General features: G+C 38.1%; 20 protein-coding genes and 1 pseudogene. 18 read left to right on the forward strand and 3 right to left on the reverse strand.

Annotated features, from left to right (window positions below):
* The first annotated feature begins 439 nt into the window (after positions 1-439).
* Positions 440-4378 (forward strand): 5'-nucleotidase C-terminal domain-containing protein, encoded by a 3939-nt coding sequence (locus tag IGK86_RS00265; RefSeq protein WP_438741899.1) that lies wholly within the window; start codon positions 440-442, stop codon positions 4376-4378.
* Between the two features lie 135 nt (positions 4379-4513).
* Entirely contained in the window at positions 4514-6193 is a 1680-nt protein-coding gene (locus IGK86_RS00270) for a peptide ABC transporter substrate-binding protein (protein ID WP_002361487.1), read from the forward strand.
* A 46-nt stretch (positions 6194-6239) separates the two neighbouring features.
* Here IGK86_RS00270 and IGK86_RS00275 read toward each other — a convergent pair whose 3' ends face one another.
* Positions 6240-6464, reverse strand: coding sequence for a DUF896 domain-containing protein (locus tag IGK86_RS00275; protein WP_002356070.1), 225 nt, complete (start codon positions 6462-6464; stop codon positions 6240-6242).
* 14 nt (positions 6465-6478) lie between these two features.
* Complete coding sequence (locus IGK86_RS00280) at positions 6479-7465, reverse strand: LLM class flavin-dependent oxidoreductase (RefSeq protein ID WP_002356071.1); 987 nt, start codon at positions 7463-7465, stop codon at positions 6479-6481.
* Between the two features lie 218 nt (positions 7466-7683).
* Between IGK86_RS00280 and ruvA the strand changes: the two genes are divergently transcribed.
* From ruvA to IGK86_RS00305, 5 genes are all read left to right on the forward strand, one after another.
* On the forward strand, positions 7684-8298 hold the full coding sequence (ruvA, locus tag IGK86_RS00285; protein WP_002359241.1) for a Holliday junction branch migration protein RuvA: 615 nt from the start codon (positions 7684-7686) through the stop codon (positions 8296-8298).
* A 12-nt stretch (positions 8299-8310) separates the two neighbouring features.
* Positions 8311-9327 (forward strand): Holliday junction branch migration DNA helicase RuvB, encoded by a 1017-nt coding sequence (gene ruvB / locus IGK86_RS00290; protein ID WP_016616679.1) that lies wholly within the window; start codon positions 8311-8313, stop codon positions 9325-9327.
* Between the two features lie 141 nt (positions 9328-9468).
* A complete protein-coding gene (locus IGK86_RS00295; protein WP_033627775.1) occupies positions 9469-10167 on the forward strand; it encodes an N-acetylmannosamine-6-phosphate 2-epimerase in 699 nt (232 codons plus the stop codon).
* Positions 10168-10345: 178 nt separating this feature from the next.
* The gene (gene ygjK, locus IGK86_RS00300) at positions 10346-12685 is read left to right on the forward strand and encodes an alpha-glucosidase (protein ID WP_010713650.1); all 2340 of its coding nucleotides are present in this window, start codon (positions 10346-10348) and stop codon (positions 12683-12685) included.
* A gap of 547 nt (positions 12686-13232) precedes the next feature.
* Positions 13233-14150 carry a helix-turn-helix domain-containing protein gene (locus IGK86_RS00305; RefSeq protein ID WP_002403937.1) on the forward strand — a complete coding sequence of 306 codons (918 nt, stop codon included), beginning with the start codon at positions 13233-13235 and terminating at the stop codon, positions 14148-14150.
* Positions 14151-14191: 41 nt separating this feature from the next.
* Here IGK86_RS00305 and IGK86_RS00310 read toward each other — a convergent pair whose 3' ends face one another.
* Positions 14192-14845 carry a Crp/Fnr family transcriptional regulator gene (locus tag IGK86_RS00310; RefSeq protein ID WP_002356081.1) on the reverse strand — a complete coding sequence of 218 codons (654 nt, stop codon included), beginning with the start codon at positions 14843-14845 and terminating at the stop codon, positions 14192-14194.
* A 273-nt stretch (positions 14846-15118) separates the two neighbouring features.
* Here IGK86_RS00310 and IGK86_RS00315 point away from each other — a divergent pair, with 273 nt between their 5' ends.
* The 11 genes and pseudogenes from IGK86_RS00315 (at position 15119) to IGK86_RS00365 (ending at position 21728) form a co-directional block, all read left to right on the forward strand.
* Positions 15119-16012 (forward strand): SDR family oxidoreductase, encoded by an 894-nt coding sequence (locus IGK86_RS00315; protein WP_002376330.1) that lies wholly within the window; start codon positions 15119-15121, stop codon positions 16010-16012.
* 12 nt (positions 16013-16024) lie between these two features.
* Positions 16025-16597, forward strand: coding sequence for an alkaline shock response membrane anchor protein AmaP (gene amaP, locus IGK86_RS00320; RefSeq protein ID WP_002381343.1), 573 nt, complete (start codon positions 16025-16027; stop codon positions 16595-16597).
* A 12-nt stretch (positions 16598-16609) separates the two neighbouring features.
* The gene (locus IGK86_RS00325; protein WP_002356087.1) at positions 16610-16801 is read left to right on the forward strand and encodes a DUF2273 domain-containing protein; all 192 of its coding nucleotides are present in this window, start codon (positions 16610-16612) and stop codon (positions 16799-16801) included.
* A 12-nt stretch (positions 16802-16813) separates the two neighbouring features.
* Positions 16814-17326: an Asp23/Gls24 family envelope stress response protein gene (locus tag IGK86_RS00330; protein ID WP_002383483.1), complete on the forward strand. Its 513-nt coding sequence runs from the start codon at positions 16814-16816 to the stop codon at positions 17324-17326.
* A 58-nt stretch (positions 17327-17384) separates the two neighbouring features.
* Positions 17385-17945, forward strand: a complete 561-nt coding sequence (locus tag IGK86_RS00335) for an Asp23/Gls24 family envelope stress response protein (RefSeq protein ID WP_002356090.1) — start codon at positions 17385-17387, stop codon at positions 17943-17945.
* A gap of 23 nt (positions 17946-17968) precedes the next feature.
* Positions 17969-18211 carry a GlsB/YeaQ/YmgE family stress response membrane protein gene (locus IGK86_RS00340; RefSeq protein ID WP_002356092.1) on the forward strand — a complete coding sequence of 81 codons (243 nt, stop codon included), beginning with the start codon at positions 17969-17971 and terminating at the stop codon, positions 18209-18211.
* A 164-nt stretch (positions 18212-18375) separates the two neighbouring features.
* Positions 18376-18891 carry a hypothetical protein gene (locus IGK86_RS00345; RefSeq protein WP_104845339.1) on the forward strand — a complete coding sequence of 172 codons (516 nt, stop codon included), beginning with the start codon at positions 18376-18378 and terminating at the stop codon, positions 18889-18891.
* Between the two features lie 39 nt (positions 18892-18930).
* Positions 18931-19446 (forward strand): annotated as a pseudogene (locus tag IGK86_RS00350) (hypothetical protein).
* A gap of 39 nt (positions 19447-19485) precedes the next feature.
* On the forward strand, positions 19486-20001 hold the full coding sequence (locus IGK86_RS00355; RefSeq protein WP_085406714.1) for a hypothetical protein: 516 nt from the start codon (positions 19486-19488) through the stop codon (positions 19999-20001).
* Between the two features lie 6 nt (positions 20002-20007).
* Positions 20008-21426 (forward strand): DUF2974 domain-containing protein, encoded by a 1419-nt coding sequence (locus IGK86_RS00360; RefSeq protein ID WP_016616686.1) that lies wholly within the window; start codon positions 20008-20010, stop codon positions 21424-21426.
* A complete protein-coding gene (locus tag IGK86_RS00365; protein ID WP_016616687.1) occupies positions 21423-21728 on the forward strand; it encodes a hypothetical protein in 306 nt (101 codons plus the stop codon). Before IGK86_RS00360 ends, IGK86_RS00365 begins: the two co-directional genes overlap by 4 nt.
* The last annotated feature ends 7 nt before the right edge of the window (positions 21729-21735 follow it).

The raw sequence follows: 21735 nt of genomic DNA on the forward strand, positions 1-21735 counted from the left end.
CTCAAATAAAAAAGAACGCTCTTTTGCTTAAGCAAAAGAGCGTTCTTTTTCCTCCTTAAAGACTAGACCAATTGCTGCTAATATTTGTTTAGAGGTATTCAAGGACTAGACCAATGCTGTTTATTCGGTATTTTTAGTTATTTTTTTCAAAAAAATAGTTTTTGTTCTGCTTTTCCAATATAAAAAGACTTTCTTTTTTATAAAGTTCGTGTTTTGGTCAAAATTACTATTTTTTTCACAAACAAATCCGCTGTATTGTCCAAAAATAAAAACAATTTACAGGAAAAACATCTTATTTTAACGGAATTTACTGTTTTTTATTTAACGGATATATTATGATAGGAAAAGAAGAGCAGCGTGATGGGGGAAGGCTCTTTTTGTTGTTTGTTACTTTGACAATTGTTTGTTGCAAATGGGTTGAAACACAAGGAGGAAATTTGTGAAAAAGTTGAGCTTTAAAAAAGTGAAGTGGGGCATGCATTTTTTAATGGCTGTTGCGTTGATAGCGCCAAGCGTTACTAGTACGGCATATGCAGTAGAAACAACGAGTCAACAAAGTTCAGAAGCAGTAACAAGTACCACCGATTCAAGTAGAAAACAAGAACCAGTCATTACACAGGAAACAACAGACATCAAACAAGAAGCACCAAATCAGGCTACGAGTGACAGTGTCAAGCAGTCACAAGAAACCACAGCACCAACAGAGACGACGAATTTAGAAACGTCAACCGCTGAAAAAGAAGAAACGAGCACGCCGCAAAAAATAACAATTTTAGGTACGTCAGATGTTCATGGTCAATTATGGAATTGGTCTTATGAAGATGATAAAGAATTACCAGTTGGTTTGTCCCAAGTAAGTACAGTCGTCAACCAAGTCCGGGCACAAAACCCAGCAGGCACCGTTTTAATTGATAATGGCGACAATATTCAAGGCACTATTTTAACAGATGACTTGTATAATAAAGCGCCTTTAGTGAATGAAAAGACCCATCCAATGATTACCGCCATGAATGTGATGAAGTATGATGCAATGGTTTTGGGGAATCATGAGTTTAATTTTGGTTTACCGTTAATCCAAAAAATTCAAAAAGAAGCCACTTTTCCAATCTTGTCTGCGAATACCTACAATAAGGATGGTAGTCGTTTTGTTGAAGGGACTACCACGAAGGAACTTGATCTTAATCAAGATGGGCAGCCAGATTTAAAAGTTGGGATTATCGGCTTAACAATCCCGCACATTCCTTTGTGGGATGGCCCTCGTGTTACTTCGCTTAATTTTTTACCTTTGAAAGAAGAAGCAGAAAAAGCAGTTACTGAGTTGAAAACTAACGATCAGGCTGACATTATTGTTGCTTCGATTCATGCGGGACAACAAAATAGTGATCCGGCTGCCAGTGCCGACCAAGTAATTGAAAATGTCGCGGGGATTGATGCGTATATTCTGGGTCATGACCACCTTTCTTTTACCAAGCAAGGAGCAGCGCCGAATGGAAAAACTGTACCGGTAGGGGGACCTAAAGATACAGGGACAGAAGTTGTTAAGATTGATCTTTCAGTTGCTAAAAATGCCGATAAGTGGGAAGTGCAAGAAGGTACAGCAACGATTGTACCAACAACGAATGTTCCAGCAGATGAAGCAGTTAAGGCAGCGACAAAAGAATACCATGAAAAAACGCGAGCGTTTATTCAGGAGGAGATCGGCACAGCAACAGCTGATTTTTTACCAAAACAAGAAATTAAAGGAATTCCCGAAGCACAATTACAACCAACAGCGATGATTTCTTTAATTAATAATGTTCAAAAAGAAGTAACAGGCGCACAATTAAGTGCGGCAGCGTTGTTTAAATATGACAGTAAATTACCTGCGGGGAAGATTTCCTATGCCACGATTTTTGATATCTACAAATACCCGAATACCTTAGTGAGTGTTCCCATTAACGGTGAAAACTTACTGAAGTATTTAGAAAAACAAGGGGCGTACTATAACCAAACACAGCCAGATGATTTGACCATTAGTTTTAATCCAAACATTCGTGTATATAACTATGACATGATTTCTGGAGTGGACTACAAGATTGACATTTCAAAACCAGTGGGTGAACGAATTGTAGATGCGAAAATTGACGGCCAACCGTTGAATCCTGCCAAAGAATATACGATTGCTATGAATAATTATCGTTACGGCGGTTTAGCTAGCCAAGGGATTCAAGTAGGGGAACCTATTAAAAATTCTGATCCAGAAACCTTACGAGGAATGATTGTTGATTATATTAAGAAAAAAGGAACGCTTGATCCAGAACAAGAAATCGAACGAAATTGGTCAATTATTGGGACAAATTTTGATGAAAAATGGCGTGCCAAAGCAATCGAATTAGTGAATGACGGCACTCTTCAAATTCCGACTTCTCCTGATGGACGTACACCAAACGCCGCCGCTATTACGAAACAAGATGTCCGTAATGCGGGCTTTGATTTAGATAATGCATATACCATTATGCACACAAATGACGTTCATGGCCGACTAGAAGCAGGGAAAGGCGAATTAGGTATGGCGCGTCTAAAAACCTTTAAAGACCAAGAAAACCCAACCTTGATGGTGGATGCAGGGGATGTTTTCCAAGGATTACCAATCTCCAATTTCTCCAAAGGCGCGGATATGGCCAAAGCCATGAATGAAGTTGGTTATGATGCCATGGCGGTGGGAAATCACGAGTTTGATTTTGGTTTAGAGATTGCACTAGGTTATAAAGACCAACTGAATTTTCCGATTTTATCTAGTAATACGTATTACAAAGATGGCAGTGGACGGGTTTTTGATCCGTATACAATCGTAGAAAAAGCTGGGAAAAAGTTTGCCATTGTAGGTGTGACGACCCCAGAAACAGCAACGAAAACACACCCGAAAAACGTGGAGAAGGTAACATTTAAAGACCCGATTCCAGAAGTAGAAGCAGTGATTAATGAAATTAAAGAGAAGTACGCGGATATTCAAGCTTTCGTGGTTACTGGGCATTTAGGCGTAGATGAAACGACGCCGCATATCTGGCGTGGTGATACGCTAGCAGAAACCCTTAGTCAAACATATCCTGAGTTAGATATCACTGTGATTGATGGACATTCGCATACAGCCGTCGAAAGCGGCAAACGTTATGGCAAAGTGATCTATGCTCAAACAGGTAATTATTTAAATAATGTTGGGATCGTCACAGCACCAGAGAGTGAACCAACTAAGAAAACAGCAAAATTGATTTCAGCAGAAGAGTTGCTAGGATTGCCAGAAAACCCGGCAGTTAAAGCCATCGTTGATGAAGCACGAACGAATTTTAACGCTGAAAATGAAAAAGTAATTGTCGATTATATTCCATTCACATTGGATGGACAACGAGAAAATGTGCGCACACGAGAGACCAACTTAGGGAATTTGATTGGTGATGCGATTATGTCATATGGACAAGACGCGTTTAGTCAACCTGCTGATTTTGCAGTAACCAATGGTGGCGGCATTCGCGCTGATATTAAACAAGGGCCAATTAAAGTTGGGGATGTCATTGCTGTGTTACCTTTTGGCAATAGCATTGCGCAAATTCAAGTAACCGGCGCTCAAGTTAAAGAAATGTTTGAAATGTCTGTTCGTTCGATTCCACAAAAAGATGAGAATGGCACAATTTTACTAGATGATGCTGGCCAACCAAAACTTGGCGCAAATGGTGGTTTCCTACATGTTTCAAGCTCCATTCGTATCCACTATGATTCCACAAAACCAGGTACTCGCTTGGCTAGTGACGAAGGCAATGAAACAGGACAAACGATTGTTGGTAGTCGCGTATTAGGAATAGAAATTAAAAATCGGCAAACGCAAAAGTTTGAACCATTGGATGAGAAGAAACAATACCGGATGGCTACCAATGATTTCTTAGCTGCTGGTGGTGATGGTTACGATATGCTAGGTGGTGAACGAGAAGAAGGGATTTCACTAGATGCTGTCTTAATTGAATACTTGAAAAGTGCAACCAGCTTGCGGTTGTATCGTGCAGCAACGACGATTGATTTAGCACAATATAAAGAACCATTCCCAGGCGAACGAATTGTTTCTATTTCGGAAGAAGCTTACAAAGAGTTAATCGGTGGAGGAGAGACGCCAAAACCAGATCCAAAACCAGATCCAATACCAACACCAGAAACACCAGTAGCAACCAATAAACAAAACCAAGCGGGAGCAAGACAGAGCAATCCATCCGTAACAGAGAAGAAAAAGTATGGCGGCTTTTTGCCTAAAACGGGTACAGAAACAGAAACGCTTGCGTTATATGGTTTACTGTTCGTTGGACTTTCTTCTTCTGGCTGGTATATTTATAAACGACGTAACAAAGCTAGTTAGTCATTTTTTAAGAACCGTCCTTCGGGATTGGTTCTTTTTTTATTTTAACGCTTGCCATTTGTTTTTAATTTTAGTATTATAAGAATATTCTAAAAATTAAAAAATGAAGAGTTTTTTCTGTGAAGGGAGAAAGGCATGAAAAGTAAACGTATAAAAGGACTTATCGGGTTAAGTTTAACAACGCTGTTAGTTTTAGCTGCTTGTGGTGGTGATGGGGGAGCTGGCGCCGAAAAAGCAAAGGGCGGATCAGAGAAAACTGCCGCTAAACAAGAATTTAAAGTAGTAGTTCAACAAGAAATGCCTTCTGCAGATTTATCTTTAGGAACAGATACAATTAGTTTTACGGCACTGAATAATGCGTATGAAGGAATTTATCGTTTAGATGATAAAAGCAAGCCGCAACCAGCAGGGGCTAAAGAAAAAGTGCAAGTCAGTGATGATGGTCTGACGTACACAGTGAAACTAAGAGAAGAAGCAAAATGGTCCAATGGTGATCCTGTCACAGCTGCCGATTATGTTTTTAGTTGGCAACGTACAGCAGATCCTCAGACTGGCGCTGAGTATGCTTATTTTCTAGAAATGATTGAAAACGGTGCAGATATTGTAGCTGGTAAGAAACCAGTCTCTGAATTAGGCATTAAAGCAAACGGAGATTACGAGCTAGAAATTAAACTGGCAAAACCAACACCATATTTTGATTATTTACTGGCCTTTCCACTATTTTTCCCGCAACATCAAGCAACCGTAGAGAAATATGGCAAAGATTACGCTGCTTCCAGTGAAAAAGCAGTCTATAATGGTCCGTTTGTCTTAGCTAACTTTGAAGGGGCTGGCTCAGATACCAATTGGACTTTGGAAAAAAATGAAAACTATTGGGATAAAGACAATGTCAAATTAGATAAAATCAATTTTGATGTCGTCAAGGAGGCACCAACTGCCTTGAACTTATTCCAAGATGGTCAAGCAGACGATGTTATTTTAAGTGGCGAATTGGCCCAGCAAATGGCGAAGGATCCAGAATTGGTTATCGAAAAAGAAGCACGAACCAGCTATTTGGAATTTAATCAGCGAGATAAAAATTCACCGTATAATAATGTGAATTTACGCAAAGCAATTTCAGCAGCGATTGATCGCAACGCATTAGTAGATAAAATTTTAGGCGACGGCTCAGTAGTCGCTACCGGCTTAATTCCAGAAGGGATGTCGTATTCGCCGACAGATGACAAAGATTTTGCTGATGAAAATAAAAAAATTGTTGAATATAGCCCAGAAAAAGCAAAAGAATATTGGGCAAAAGCGAAGAAAGAATTGGGCATAACAACACTCAAAATGGATATTGTTGCCGATGATGTCGATTCTACGAAAAAGTTAGCGGAATATATTCAAGGTACGTTAAAGGATACTTTAGAGGGCATTGATGTAACAGTGAGCCCAGTGCCGTTTTCAGTTCGAATTGATCGAGGTAGTCGCGGCGATTTTGAGACAATCTTAGGTGGTTGGGCTGCGGATTACGCAGATCCAAGTAGTTTCTTAGACCTTTTTGTTACTGGTAATAACTATAATCGCGGGCGTTTTTCAAGTAAAGCCTACGATGAGTTGATTGAGGCTTCAGCTACAAGAGATGCTTCAGATCCTGAAAAACGTTGGGAAGACATGGTTAAGGCTGAGAAGTTATTGATTGGTGAAGAGACCGCTTTGGCACCACTTTATCAAAAGGCGACTGCCCATCTACGCAGTAAAGAAGTGAAAGGCGTCGTTGCCCATGGTGCTGGCGCACAATATGATTATAAGTGGACATATGTGACAGAAGAGTAGTTAAAAAGAGACACAGAATAGTCAAATCGACTGTTCTGTGTCTCTTTTAATCAAAATATTTCTGCTGTTCTTCTTTTAATTTTTCTGGGGTCACATCTTCACCAGTAGGATCATAAATAGTGACGCCCATTAATGTTTTATTGAATTGTTCACGAATGGTCCGCAAATATTCTTGTCGCAAATCGACACGAAGAGCTTGTTCTTCAGATGTTAAGCCTTGTTCACGCTCTTTTTGTGCAAGCGTATTAATTCTTTTTAAAACCTCTAACATTTCTCATTTCCTTTCTATAATAATTCTTTTGCTAGGCGTTCAAATGATTGAAAGCGCGTTTGTTTGTCATAACCTGGGGTGATTAGCATCGCTTCTGTCAACCCTAGTTCTTCTTGTTGGTGGAAAAACTCCGCAACTTCTTGGCTACTGCCAATGACAAAGCGTTGTTTATTTTGTTCTAAAACCAGTTTGTCCATTTCACTGTAAGGGAAAGCTAGGGCTTCTTCTGGCGATAAAAATTTATTTGGAAGCCCATGTTCGGTGGCAAAGATATAATGCTCGAAACTAGCCGCATGGTATTCTGCTTCTTCTTTCGTGTCGGCGGCGAAAGTGAAATACGCAGCGCTCACTTGCGGCTCTTGTTGTTCAGTTACTGGTCGGAAATGCTTGTAATATGCGGACAATACTTCTTTGGGCAAATGTCCATGAATAAACTGCGCAAAGGAAAAATTAATGCCATATTCACCAGCTGAACGTGCGCTTTCTTTACTAGCACCTAGTAACCAGGGTTGTGGTAATAGAACTTCCCGCGGAACAGCTGAAATTTTAGAATATAAATGATCTTCAGGAAATTCCTCTCTTAAAAAGAGTAAAATTTCAGGTAATTTATCAAATTGGTCTAGCTGTGGTGGCTGACCATTATTTAACGCTAACGTAGTCAAAGGGCTGCCGCCAGGCGAGCGGCCCATGCCTAAATCGATTCGATCAGGATATAAAGCTGCTAATGTTTTAAACGTTTCTGCGACTTTAAATGGCGCATAATGCATGGTCATGATGCCACCCGCGCCAACACGAATTTTTTCGGTGGCACTAGCAATATGTGCAACTAAAATTTCTGGCGTTGCACTGGCAAAGGCGTCTGAACCGTGATGTTCGGCATACCAAATTCTTGTGTAACCAAGTTTTTCCGCTAATTGAGCGAGCTCTTTGGCTTCTTGTAATGTGTCGCTTGCTGATTGATTTTTAGGAACCGTTAATTGATCTAAGATACTTAATTTCATGTATGTAGTCTCCTTTTTGGTTATTTTTTTGAAGCTACCGCTATTATTACGCAAGCATGTCAAAAAAAACAGTACGCACTTTTTAATTCCCTAGTGAGCGAAAAGTAACAAATAGATGTAGCCAAGGTCGATGATAAAAAATTCTCCGCTATGGCTTTTTGATGCTTTGTGTTAAAATGGAACATATGTACGCAATCAGCAATTGGAAAGGTGACAACATGTACGAATATATTATTGGAAAAGTAACGTTTGTTAGCCCATACTATATTGTCGTTGAAACAAATGGCATTGGCTATCAGATTTCAGTCGATAACCCGTATCGCTATTCAGGAAAAATGGATACGGATATTAAACTATATCTTCACCAAGTCGTGCGGGAAGATGCACAACTTTTATTTGGTTTTGGCAGTTTAGAAGAAAAACAATTGTTCTTAAAATTAATCAGTGTCTCTGGAATTGGCCCTAAAAGTGGCTTAGCTATCATGGCTTCTGTGGCTGATCATGGTGGTTTAATCAATGCAATTGAAGGGGAAGATGTTACATATTTAACGAAGTTCCCAGGTGTTGGCAAGAAAACAGCCCAACAAATGATTTTAGATTTAAAAGGAAAATTAGGCGAATTAGAGTCTTCCGAAGCAGCGGTGGCGGCCATGACCGCAACCGAAGCGGTGACAACAAGCAATCAAGCATTGGCAGAAGCGTTAGAAGCATTAAGTGCCCTAGGCTACAGTGACCGAGAGATTAAGCGTATCACTAAGCAATTGGAAGCGTTAGGTGAGACAACGACAGATGTTTATTTGAGCAATGCGTTAAAATTCATGATGAAACGCTAAGGAGGAATAACGATGACAGAAGAAGAACGGTTGCTTTCAGCTGCAAGTCAAGAAGCAGAAGCTTCAATTGAAAAATCGTTACGTCCACAATTTTTAGCACAATATATTGGTCAAGACAAAGTAAAACAAGAACTAACGATTTATATTGAAGCGGCGAAAAATCGGAATGAAGCGTTGGATCATACCCTTCTTTATGGTCCACCAGGTTTAGGGAAAACGACAATGGCGATGGTCATCGCCAATGAAATGAATGTGAACATTCGTACCACAAGTGGACCAGCCATCGAACGGGCGGGAGATTTAGTCGCTATTTTGAACGAATTAGAGCCTGGTGATGTGTTATTTATCGATGAAATTCATCGTTTGCCGCGAGTTGTGGAAGAAATGCTGTATTCCGCAATGGAAGATTTTTACATTGATATCATGGTTGGTCAAGGAACCACGGCACATCCCGTTCATTTTCCATTACCGCCTTTTACTTTAGTGGGCGCTACCACACGGGCAGGGATGCTTTCAGCGCCATTACGAGATCGTTTTGGGATTATTTCTCACATGGAGTATTATCAAGAGCAGGATTTAAAAGAAATCGTTCTTCGTTCCGCGGATATTTTTCAAACGGAGATTTTTGAGGAAGGTGCCTTTGAAATTGCGCGCCGCTCAAGAGGAACCCCCCGAATTGCTAACCGTTTGTTAAAACGTGTCCGTGATTTTGCCCAAGTCCAATCAGATGGCAAAATCGACCGAGCGATTGCAGACAAAGCGTTAACCTTACTGCAAGTGGACCATCAAGGCTTGGATTATGTCGATCAAAAATTGTTGAAAACAATGATTGATTTATACGGTGGCGGTCCGGTTGGTTTAAGTACCTTGTCTGTAAACATCGGTGAAGAAACCGAAACGGTGGAAGATATGTATGAACCCTATCTTATTCAAAAAGGTTTCATTAAACGAACACCGCGAGGACGAATTGCAACGCCATTTGCGTATGCACATTTTGGGTATGATTATTTAGAGGCTCGTAAAAATTAAAAATAAGTCAAAAGAAAGCAAGCCCTAACCGCTTGCTTTCTTTTGTTTCACGTGAAACGTTTGTTCTTATTTAGAAGAGTGGCATATTTCAGCTGTTGTAGGTATACTGTGTTTGTAATCGCTTTTAAATTGGAGGGATCAATGTTGAATAAAGAAATCAAAGGGGCATTAATTGTTTCTTGCCAAGCGTTGGCAGACGAACCGTTGCATAGTTCTTTTATCATGTCCAAGATGGCTTTGGCCGCTAAACAAGGAGGGGCTAAAGGCATTCGAGCAAATTCTGTGGTAGACATTCGAGCAATCCGGAAAGAGGTTGATTTACCAATCATTGGGATTATTAAACGAGATTATCCTGGCGCAGAAGTATATATTACCGCAACTATGCGTGAGGTAGATGAATTAATGGCTGTTCAGCCAGAAATTATCGCTCTCGATGCAACCCATTCGAAACGACCAAATGGCGAAACGTTAGCCACATTTTTCAAAAAAATAAAAGAAAAGTATCCTAACCAAGAATGGATGGCGGATTGTTCCACGCTGGAAGAGATGATTGAAGCGGCGGAGTTAGGCTTTGATTATATTGGCACAACGTTAGTCGGCTATACGCCGCAAAGTGAAAATCAGCGGATTGAACAAAATGATTTTGAACTGTTAAGAGAAGCAAAGAAGCATTTTACTACACCAATCATTGCAGAAGGAATGATTGATACGCCAGCAAAAGTCCAACGTGTTCTGGAGCTAGGTGCTTATAGCGTGGTGGTGGGATCTGTTATTACACGACCGCAAAAAATTACTGAAAAATTTGTGGAAGCTACGAAAATAAAACAGAATCAAGCATAAACTAAATACACTATCGATACACTTGTTATTTTTTGATCAATACACTTCAATACGGTCGCTTTTTTTCTAGAGAAAGTGGAATCTTTCAATAATGAAAAGGGATACACTCCGTTTGGCATAGTCCTTGCTGATAATAAATCAGTGTATAAAGCGCTATCATTTTTATAGGAGGGGTTTTATGAAGGGTTTATCAAAAAAGAAACGGGTGTCTACTTGGTTAGCGTTAGGAATCACCGTAGTCAGCTGTTTTGCGTTAAGCGGGGAAGTGCAAGCAAGTGTTGAAAGAACAAAAGTTGATGAATTTGCGAATGTTTTAGATGTGAGTGCATCACCAACCGAACGGACGAATGGCGTATACGATACCAATTATTTTAATAATTTTTCTGATTTAGGTGCATGGCATGGCTACTATTTACCTGAAAAAAGCAATAAAGAGCTACTGGGTGGTTTTGCGGGGCCATTGATTATTGCGGAAGAATATCCAGTAAACTTGGCGGCAAGTTTAAACAAATTAACGGTCAAAAATAAAAAAACGGGAGAAACCTATGATTTAAGCCAAAGCAACCGCATGGACCTGTCTTATTATCCTGGGCGCCTAGAGCAAACCTATGAATTAGACGATGTAACGATTCATTTAGCTTTAATTTTTGTCAGCAATCGAACGGCGCTTATCCAAACGACACTTGAAAACACTGGTGAAGATCCCTTGTCACTTGAAGCAAGCTGGACAGGTGCGGTCTTTGACAAAATTCAAGAGGGAACGGAAACCTTAGATATTGGTACTCGTTTAACTGCTAAAGACAATGACATTCAAGTGAATTTTGGTGAAGTCAGAGAAACGTGGAATTATTTTGCTACGAAAGACACAAAATATACGATTCATCATGCGGATAAAGTTTCAACAAAAATTGATAATCGGAATTATACAGCGACCGCTGAACCAATTGAATTGAAGCCTAAACAAACGTACAACACCTATACGACAGAAAGCTATACTTTTACAAAAGAGGAAGAGGCAAAGGAACAACAACAAGCACCCGAATATACCAAAAATGCGGCGCGCTATTTCAAAGAGAACAAGCAAAGATGGCAAGGATATCTAGATAAAACGTTTGATCAAAAGAAAACAGCAGAATTTCCTGAATATCAAAATGCGCTAGTCAAATCGATTGAAACGATTAATACCAATTGGCGAAGTGCGGCAGGTGCCTTTAAGCATGACGGGATTGTTCCGTCCATGTCTTATAAATGGTTTATTGGTATGTGGGCTTGGGATTCGTGGAAAGCGGATGTAGCAACGGCTGATTTTAATCCTGAGTTAGCTAAAAATAATATGCGGGCCTTGTTTGATTATCAAATTCAAAAAGATGATACCGTACGTCCACAAGATGCAGGAGCGATCATTGATGCTGTCTTTTACAATCAAGACAGTGCGCGTGGTGGTGAAGGTGGCAACTGGAATGAACGAAATTCTAAACCACCATTGGCTGCATGGGCAGTTTGGCATATTTATCAAGAAACCAAAGATAAGGAATTTTTAAAAGAAATGTATCCCAAACTTGTGGCTTATCATAATTGGTGGTATACCAACAGAGACCACAATAAAAATGGGATAGCAGAATATGGAAGCATGGTCAGTGATGCTCACTGGCAAAAAGACGACAAGGATCAAATCATTAAAGATAAAAATGGCCAACCTAAAGTGGATGATGATGCTGTTATTGAAGCAGCTGCGTGGGAAAGTGGCATGGATAACGCTACACGGTTTGACAAAGAAGGTGTGGGCAAAGGCGACGTTGGAGTTAAAGTTTTTGAAAACAAAAATAAAGGAAAAGTAGTGGGGTATTCGATTAATCAAGAATCAGTGGATTTGAATGCGTATCTCTACGCTGAAAAGGGCTATTTAGCTTCGATAGCAGAAGAACTAGGCAAAAAAGAGGACTATAAGAACTATCAAAAAGAAGCGAAGAAACTAAAAAAATATATTCAAGAAAATATGTTTGATGAAAAAACGGGCTTCTTCTATGACTTACAAATAAATGAAGACGGCTCGAAAACAAAATTGTTAGTCAATCGTGGCAAAGGAACAGAAGGCTGGTTGCCGCTCTGGGCAAAAGTAGCGACCAAAGAACAGGCGGCGGCAGTTAAGAAAAACATGATGAATCAAGAAATGTTCAATACCTTTATGCCATTCCCAACAGCATCCAAAGACAATGAAAAATTTGCTGCAACGAAATATTGGCGGGGACCAGTTTGGCTTGATCAAGCTTTGTTTGGTGTAGAAGCTCTTCAAAACTATGACTATACAAAAGAAGCAAAAGAAATGACACAAAAACTCTTCTTACATGCTGAAGGATTGATGGGAGAAGGCCCTATTCATGAAAATTATGATCCACTGACAGGGAAGGGCCTAAGTACGAAAAACTTTAGTTGGTCAGCGGCAGCGTACTATTTACTGTATAAAAACACCTTATTAAGTAATAACCCCACAACGCAAACCGCTTTTGAAATAAAATAGAAAAACAGCTCTTGAGAAAATATCTCTCAAGAGCTGTTTTTTTCTTCACTTGCTACAATCTGTTTCCCTCTGATTTAATTAAATGTAATTTATTTGTTTAAATAAATATATTTCATATAATTAAATAAAATATCTAAAAATAAACGATATGTACTTTTATTAAAAATGTTATTTAATAAAAAATGAAATATATATTCAATGGAATTGATTGTACAATGGTTAGTGAAGAGTGGGTTTAACGGAATAGTGTAATAAGGAATAAGCTGATATCAAAACCAAACATATGCAAAACCTCCTTCTCTGTTAGCTATATTGACTTCTATTATAGAACATTTCTTTTGGTTTTTTCAAGGGAAGTTAAGTATATAAGTTTTTATGATTATCAAAATATTACAATATTATAATTGCTGAAATAATAAAAATGAATATTTTGAAATATTTATTAATGTTTTCGCTGATTTTGTTTAATTTGTACAGGTATTGTTGGATCTTTAAGTTAATAAAAAAATAATATTTAATATTATATTCATTATAAAAGGGGGATATTATGGATGTGCTAGGTGCTCTAAAATATTTTAGAAAAAAGAAAAAAATTGCTCAGAAAGATGTTTTGCCAAAAAAGGGGAAACAAACCTATCGAAGAATCGAAATTGGTGAAGCCAAGCTAAGTTACGAGGATTTAATGACGGCATTACAGTCATTGGGGATTACTTTTAATGAATTTTTTTTTATGGTATCTGATACGAGAATCATGGCTTCTTCAGAAGTCAAACATCAAATTGAATGTTGTCAACTGGGGTTGAACAATACAAGTGAAAAAAAGAATCTCATTCATTATTTTTATCAATTAGAGCGCAATCCTCATAAAAATGCGTTGGAAATGTCTATTTACACAGATATTAAATTAACGTTTAGTAATGATTGGGAGGAAATTCCAGAATTTGATGAAACCGATCGAATGGTAATTCTCGCGCTTATCTCTAGCAAAAGCTACTATACATACTACGATTATCAAATGGTGACTAATCCTGCCGCCTTGTTTTCTGAAAATGAAGTCCTTCAGATTCTTGATCAGATGTTTCCTGTCAAAGATGCTGAATTACGTGATACCCAAACACTAAATGTTGCCTATGGTTTTTACCTAAATATCATTACTGGGGAACTTTATAAGAAAAATTATGCGAAAGCCCGGGAATATTTAGCGCTAGTGAGTGTTACCACGATTCCTGCTGAAATCTACTATATTCATTTTAACTTACGTTACTTAAAAAACCTTACGTATTATCTGTACACTGGCAAAATGAGATACTATAAAGAAGTAATCGCCGTTATTGATATGATTGAAAGCTTTGGCGATGTACGTTTGGCGGAAGGCATGAAAAAAGAAATGCTTCAGCTGACGGCTGGTCGGACATTTAATTTAGAAAAAGGTCAGTTTCCATTGAATATTGTCACTGAAAAATAAAAAGCACCCCCCGCAAGGTCAAACTTGCGGGGGTGCTTATGTTAAACAATAATGTTATCTCTAATCATATCTAAATCTTTAATCAAAATTTTGCGGTTACGTAGTTCAATTGCCCCTAACTCTTTTAGTTGCTGCATCATCCGGTTAACGCTACTAGCAGAAGTTATCCCACAAAAATGCGCAATTTCTTCATTGGTCACCACGAAATCAATTAAAATACCTTCCTCTGTTTCTACGCCAAATGAATCGTACATTTCATAGATTTGTGTACAAACGGCCCCAAATTTGCCATTCATTAACATTTGCTGCATCTTTTTCATGGAATGCATTAAACGGTCCCGATAGTATTCTTTGACATACATTTGCAAGTCTTTACTATTATTGATATCCCGCCAAAATTGAACACGGTCGATTTGGTAAAGTTCTGCTTGTGGAGATTCGATGCGAATATTAAAAGGTGCATCAATAAATTCTGAATATTCATCACGTAGCAATGAAACAATTTCCAAATTGTTGATATAACGTAAATTAAATTCACGACCGTCTTTGGAAATAACGCTAGTTTTGATGATGCCACTTTTTAAAATATAGGCATAACGATCTTGCAGTCCTTCATAAGTTAAATAATTTTTCTTCTTTTTTACAACGACTCGAAAGGAATGTTCATCTAAGTAGTCTTGTAAAACATTTCTCATTGGCGGTAACTCCTCAATTATCTCTAAATATTTTTGTTTTTGCCTGTTGGGCTTCTTTCTTATTTAAGCGAATTGGACATCATATGTCAATAACAAATGTTGATAAAATAGGTCAATTAAACGCTATTTTGAAAAATAAAATCAGCTTTTAGATAATTTTGCCAAAAATTTCGCTTAATGAGTATTAAAAATATTTTTTTTATTTTATGTGCTCAAATATTTTTCAAAAAGAAAAAATTGTATTAAGGTAATAGTAGAAAGGGAGGAGATTTAATGACAGAACCAAACTTAAAAGACCCAAGAAAGTTATTTTATAGTGATGGATTTCCGCAACAAGATCAAGAAACTCCCGCATTACAGGACAAAATGGTCCCTAAACCAGATTGTGGGGAAGACAGCTATGTCGGAAATCACAAATTAGAAAATCGTCGGGTATTAATTACAGGCGGTGATTCTGGGATTGGACGAGCTGCGGCGATTGCTTTTGCTCGCGAAGGCGCAGATATCGCCTTACATTTTTTCCCAGGTGAAGAAAAAGACGCCGAAGAAGTGGCGCACTATATACGAGAAGCTGGCCGAAAAGTCATTCTTTTGCCAGCAGATTTAAGAGATAAACAGGCACCTGAAAAATTGGTTGCACAAGCTCATGAAGCATTAGGCGGCTTGGATACCCTTGTTTTAAATGCAGCTCAACAAATTTCCTGTGCCGCTATTGAAGAATTGCCAATGGAACAAGTGATAGACACTTTCCATGTCAATATTATTGCGATGTTTGGCATTGTCAAAGCAGCAGTGCCTCACTTACCTGCCGGAAGTAGCATCGTGACAACGACTTCCGTCCAAGCCTTTAATCCAAGTGAGCATTTGTTGGATTATGCAGCAACGAAGGCATCAATTGCCAACTTTACCGTTGGTTTAGCAAAACAACTGGCACCAAAAGGCATTCGGGTAAATGGCGTGGCTCCAGGACCAATCTGGACACCGTTACAGTTAGATCATGGACAACCAATTGAAGAGTTGCCAGAATTTGGGCAACATTCTTTACTGGAACGTGCAGGTCAGCCTGCTGAATTAGCCCCTGTTTATGTTTTCTTGGCGTCCAATGATGCAAGTTATGTTACGGCTCAAGTTTATGGCGTAACTGGTGGAGAAGCAATTAATCTTTAGGAGGGATGTTCCGTGAATAAAGTTGTTAAAATACTTTTGCTTCTAGGTTCACTGATTTTAATGGCATTATTTGGCGCGGTGGCCATTACCACTTGGTCAGCCGATACAGCTTGGCAACCACCAGATAATGTCCAATGGTTCTTGCAAGACAACGAGTACGCACGTCAAGCAATTTTTTGGGTAGCGCTGGTTTTACTAGGAATTATGCTCTTTCTATTTTTATTCATTCTTTTATTCCCAAGAAGAAAAGGCACGTTTGAATTAAAAGAAGAGCAAGGAAAGTTAGTGTTACACCGTAAAGCCATCGAAGGATTTGTACGCTCTAGCTTGCAAGACAGTGACTTTCTGGAAGCACCAACCATTCGTGTAAAGGCGACAAAACGGCGCATTAAGGTCAATGTCAAAGGCACACTGAAACGAACGGCGGATTTAATTGGACAAACAGAAGCTTGGTCAAAAACAATGGAAGAACGGCTTGCTCGTTTGGTGGGAACTGGTCACAAGATTACGATTGATGTTCATTTTGAAGATATTCAATCAATGAAACGACCACAACAACAGCAAACACAAGCACGTGTGGAGTAGGAGGGATGTACAATGGTTGAATGGATAAAACAATATGCCGTTCCGTTAATTGGTGGCCTAGTCGGTTTGGTTTTTGCAATCTTGTTTCTGTCAATCGGCTTCTTTAAAACATTGTTAGTGGTACTCCTGACAGGACTAGGTATTTGGCTAGGTTTGTATTTGGAACAGACAGGCATTGTCAAAAATTATTTTCATCATAAATAGGAGGTTTTGGCTATGGAAAATGCAAATGTATCGATTGTTAAAGGTGAGTTGACGTTTGAGGATAAAGTAATCCAAAAAATTATTGGCATTGCTTTGGAAGAAGTCGACGGTTTGTTAACTGTGGACGGTGGTTTTTTCTCGAATTTACGAGATAAAATGATTAACAGTGAAGATGTTACAACAGGCATTCACACCGAGGTCGGCAAAAAACAAGTCGCAGTGGATATGGACATTGTAGCCGAATATGGGAAAGATATCGAGACCATTTATGATCAAATGAAAGAGGTTATTACTCGTGAAGTCCAACAAATGACTCACTTGGAAGTAATCGAAGTCAATGTCAACGTAGTAGATATCAAAACACAAGCAGAGTACCAAGAAGAAAGTGAAACAGTCCAAGATAAACTTGGCAACGCCGCTGAAGCGACAGGTAGTTTTATGTCAAAACAAACCAATAAAGCCAAACATGCGGTAACTAAAGGCAAGACAAAAGTCAAAGAAAACACGGCACCTCGTGTTCAATAATTGGTTATTATTTTATTAAAAATAAAGCAATAATAGAAGAAACTAGGAGGAATGAACCATGAGTAACGAAAAATTCAATAATGTACCAAAACCAGCAGGAAACGGGCCACACACACCAGAAGATCATGCAATCAAAGGTGAATTAACATTTGAAGATAAAGTCGTTCAAAAAATTATCGGTTTAGCCTTAGAAAATGTCGATGGTCTATTAACAGTCGATGGCGGCTTTTTCTCAAATATTGCTGAAAAATTAGTAAACACAGATAACGTCACAGCTGGTATTGATACCGAAGTTGGTAAAAAACAAGTCGCTGTTGATATGGATATCGTGGTAGAATACGGCAAAGATATTCAAGACATTTACGAAAAAATGAAAGAATTAATCAGTCGTGAAGTGAAAAAAATGACCCACTTAGATGTGATTGAAGTGAATGTTAACGTAGTTGATATCAAATCAAAAGAAGAATACGAAGAAGATAGCGAAACTGTTCAAGATAAAGTCACAGGCGCTGCCAAAAGTACCGGTGAATTTGCTTCTGAACAAACAGAAAAAGCAAAAAAAGCTGTGAATAAAGGAACAGAACAAGTCAAAGAAAATATGGAACCACGTGTAGAATAAACAGTTAAAGGGAGGAAACAATCATGGGCTTTATTTGGGCATTAATTGTCGGCGGGGTCATTGGGGCAATCGCTGGAGCAATTACTAAAAAAGGATCATCGATGGGCATTATTGCCAATATCATTGCAGGGTTAGTTGGTTCAACAATTGGTCAAGCCATTTTAGGCACATGGGGACCAAGCTTAGCTGGGATGGCTATTGTGCCATCGATTATCGGGGCAGTGATTTTAGTTGCCATCGTTTCATGGATTTTAGGACGAAAATAGAGAAGATTTTTCAGAAGAGTTTGGGCGATTGTCCAAACTCTTTTTTTATATTCTTTAATATTATCCAGTTTATTAAAATTAGATTAAATATAACTTTCCTTTGATAGGTGGTTTTGTTAAAATTTAATTAAAAAGTCGTTGCGTGGCAAAAAGGAGGTGAATAAGTGAAACATAGGAAGCAATGGTTAATCGGACTACTCATTATTTTAATCATAGGAATTGGAGGAAAATGGTATATGGACGAACAAGAAAAAGCGAAACTACACGAAATCCAAACAGATTTAGCGAACTATTTGTATAATAACTACCGAATTTATACATTTGATGAGCAAGAAAGAGCACAATTAGAGAAGAAATATAATAAGGGAAATGGAGAATTGAGTTATCGAGAGTATTCAAATAAATTAGATGAGATTGCAAAATACTACGACGTTAACAAAGTAGAATTTACCAGTTTTTCAGTAGGAGCAATGAATACATTAGAAGTTTATTTTACCATCAACGACGTGTATGAAGAAGAAGTGGATTTAGACACGATATCAGCAGAAACTGAAAAATTTATTTATAGCATAACAAATAGTACAGGCAATGGCCCTTATTACATTGAGAAAAAAGACAAACCTACAAAGGAAAGAATGCCAGAAGACTTAATTGTGTATGATGAAGGAGGGATAAAGTAATGGATAATTATCGTACATAAAGAACAAGGAGGTGAATCAGTGAAACATAAGAAGCAATGGTTAATCGGATTACTCATTATTTTATTCATAGGAATTGGAGGAAAATGGTACATGGATGAACAAGAAAAAGCGAAACTACACGAAATCCAAACAGATTTAGCGAACTATTTGTATAATAACTACAGACTTTACACAGTAGATGAAGCAAAGGATGAACAGCTAAATAAGGAATACAACAGAGGGGAAGGTAGTTTAACTACGGAAGAATTTCTAAAAAAATCAGATGAACTAAAAGAATACAGCGATATTAAAAAAGTAGAATTTACAAGTTTTTCAATAGGCCCAGTAAACACGTTGAAAGTTTATTTTACCATCAACGATGTTTATGAAGAAGAGGTCAGTTTAGACACAATATAGTCAGAAACCAAGAAATTTATCTATCGAATAACGAATAGTACAGGTAGAGGTCCCTATTATATTGAAAAAAAAGATAAACCAACAGAATTAACGATTCCGGAAAATTTAATTATGTATTATGATGGAGGGATAAAGTGATGGATAACTATCGTACATAAAGAACAAGGAGGTGAATCAGTGAAACATAGGAAGCAATGGTTAATCGGATTACTCATTATTTTAATCATAGGAATTGGAGGGAAATGGTACATGGACGAACAAGAAAAAGTTAAACTACACGAAATTCAAACAGACTTAGCGAACTATTTGTATAATAATTATCGGATTTATACAAAAAATAAAGAAAAATCGGAAGAAATAAAGAAAAAATATAATCGAGGAAATGGTTCAATAACAGAAAAAGAGTATCTACAAAAAATGAAAAGTATTAGAGAATACTCTGATATCAACAAAATAGAATTTACAAGTTTTTCAGTGGGACCAATGAATAGTTTGGATGTCGAATTTATTATCAATGATGTTTATCCAGATTATATAATATTAGGTACTATCTCAGCAGAAACAGGAAAATTTCGCTATAGTTTTAACACAGGCAACACGATAAATAATTATGTTTTGGAAAGAAAAGAAAACAGTAGTACAGAAAAAATGCCAGAAAAAAATATTATCTACACTAATAAAGGAGTTGAATAAGTAGAAATGACAGAAAAGAAAATAGGTAAGGAATTGGATGATTTTAATAAGTTGTCTAAAGAAGTCTATAAAGTTGAAAGGGAACAAGTTGTTTCCGATAAGAAGGTAGTTGAAGATAAATATTTAGTACTGGACACCATTGACACCGATAAAGATACCTTCGGATACGAACATGAGCCAAGAAGCAACAGCATGCAAGCTATGACGGTAGCGGAAATTAAAGATGAATATAAATCTTGGGATGAAGATGATTTGAAAGACATCAAAGGCTATCCCCAATCCGTAATCAACCAAAATCTAACCATTGTCTACGCTGGTACCAAATCATGGCAAGATTGGAAAACCAATTTTCGAGAAATTGGCTTTAATGACAAACACCAAGCTGGAGCGTTCCAATCTGCTTTAACATATGCCAGTCAGATTGAGCGCCAATATTCTCCTGAAGCTGGCTATACAATTAACACGACGGGTCATTCTCTTGGTGGTGCCGAAGCAATTTACGTTGCGGTTTTGAAAGGCTACAATGCCATCACGTATGGTGCGGCTGGTTCAGGATTGACAGACGAACAAATTAAAAACTACAAAGGTCAAATTATTAATTTCTATGATACTTCAGATGCGGTCACCAGCAGTTTTGTAACAGGTGGACAAGGGAAAATTCCTTTTTATAGTTTTGGAGTTGATAATTATAGTGGCGTAATTGTCGGTTGGGTTAAAAAGACGTTCGGCCATGATTTGGATATGTTTAAAACTGATGATGCCGGTAATTATATTGATAAATTTGGCGATATTGCTGTCTATTCAGATGGGCATGGTGGCGTTGCAATCGAGCAAACCATCCTGGCGCAGCAGATTTTAGAAAATAAAAATAGAATCCGTGGGCTGGAGACTTACGACGGCACGAATCCTGAGACATTGGCAGAAATCAACCGTTTAAAAAAAGAAAACAAATGGCTTCAAGAACAACTGAAACAATTTAATCAGTTGAATGAATTACGTGTTTCTTTAACGGCGAGCGGTGGCGGATTATCTAGTAATGAACGGATTTATTTAGAAGATAGTCAAGCCTTAGCGGTTGTTAAAGTCGCCGCATCACAATTTGATGTAGCGATGGAAGAGTGCCTACATATTTACAAAAAAGTGATGCAAGAATTACAAGAAGATTGGGAAAACGGATTGCAACTCATTCAACGACATACACCAGAACTTTCGTATGCAGAAATGAGAGAGGCGATGGATCAAGTCCAATGTACGAAACAAACGATGGTTGACCAAGATCTGGAATATTTCCAGCAAAAATTCAGCAAAATCAATCGTATTAGAACTTCATTTGTTCAATTAACCCAACAAATTACCGCTAAAATAAATGAATTGGTTCAGAGAGATCAAGAATTAGCGAGCCAACTGAAAGGAGCCTTAACATGACGACAGCCGATGAGCTAGAAAGATGCCGCAGACAATTGCGGGAGTTAGATGAGCAAGAAATGATCTTAGCTTCTTATCAGAGAAAAAGCCAACAACTCGCTGAAGAAACCTATTATAACATTCAGTCTGCTATTCGAATGATTGCCGAAAATCAGCAACCACTACAACAAGCGAGACAAGAGCTTGGCCGATTAGAATATGACTTTTCAGAAGAAGTAAGTCATGCTAAGAGAAAACTTTACCGTCAGAGGGAAGAGTTAGAAATAACGTATAGAAAATTAAATGCACAGCGGGAAAGTTAACGAAGGA

It is taken from the genome of Enterococcus sp. DIV1206, from assembly GCF_051712485.1.
Lineage (GTDB): Bacteria > Bacillota > Bacilli > Lactobacillales > Enterococcaceae > Enterococcus > Enterococcus faecalis.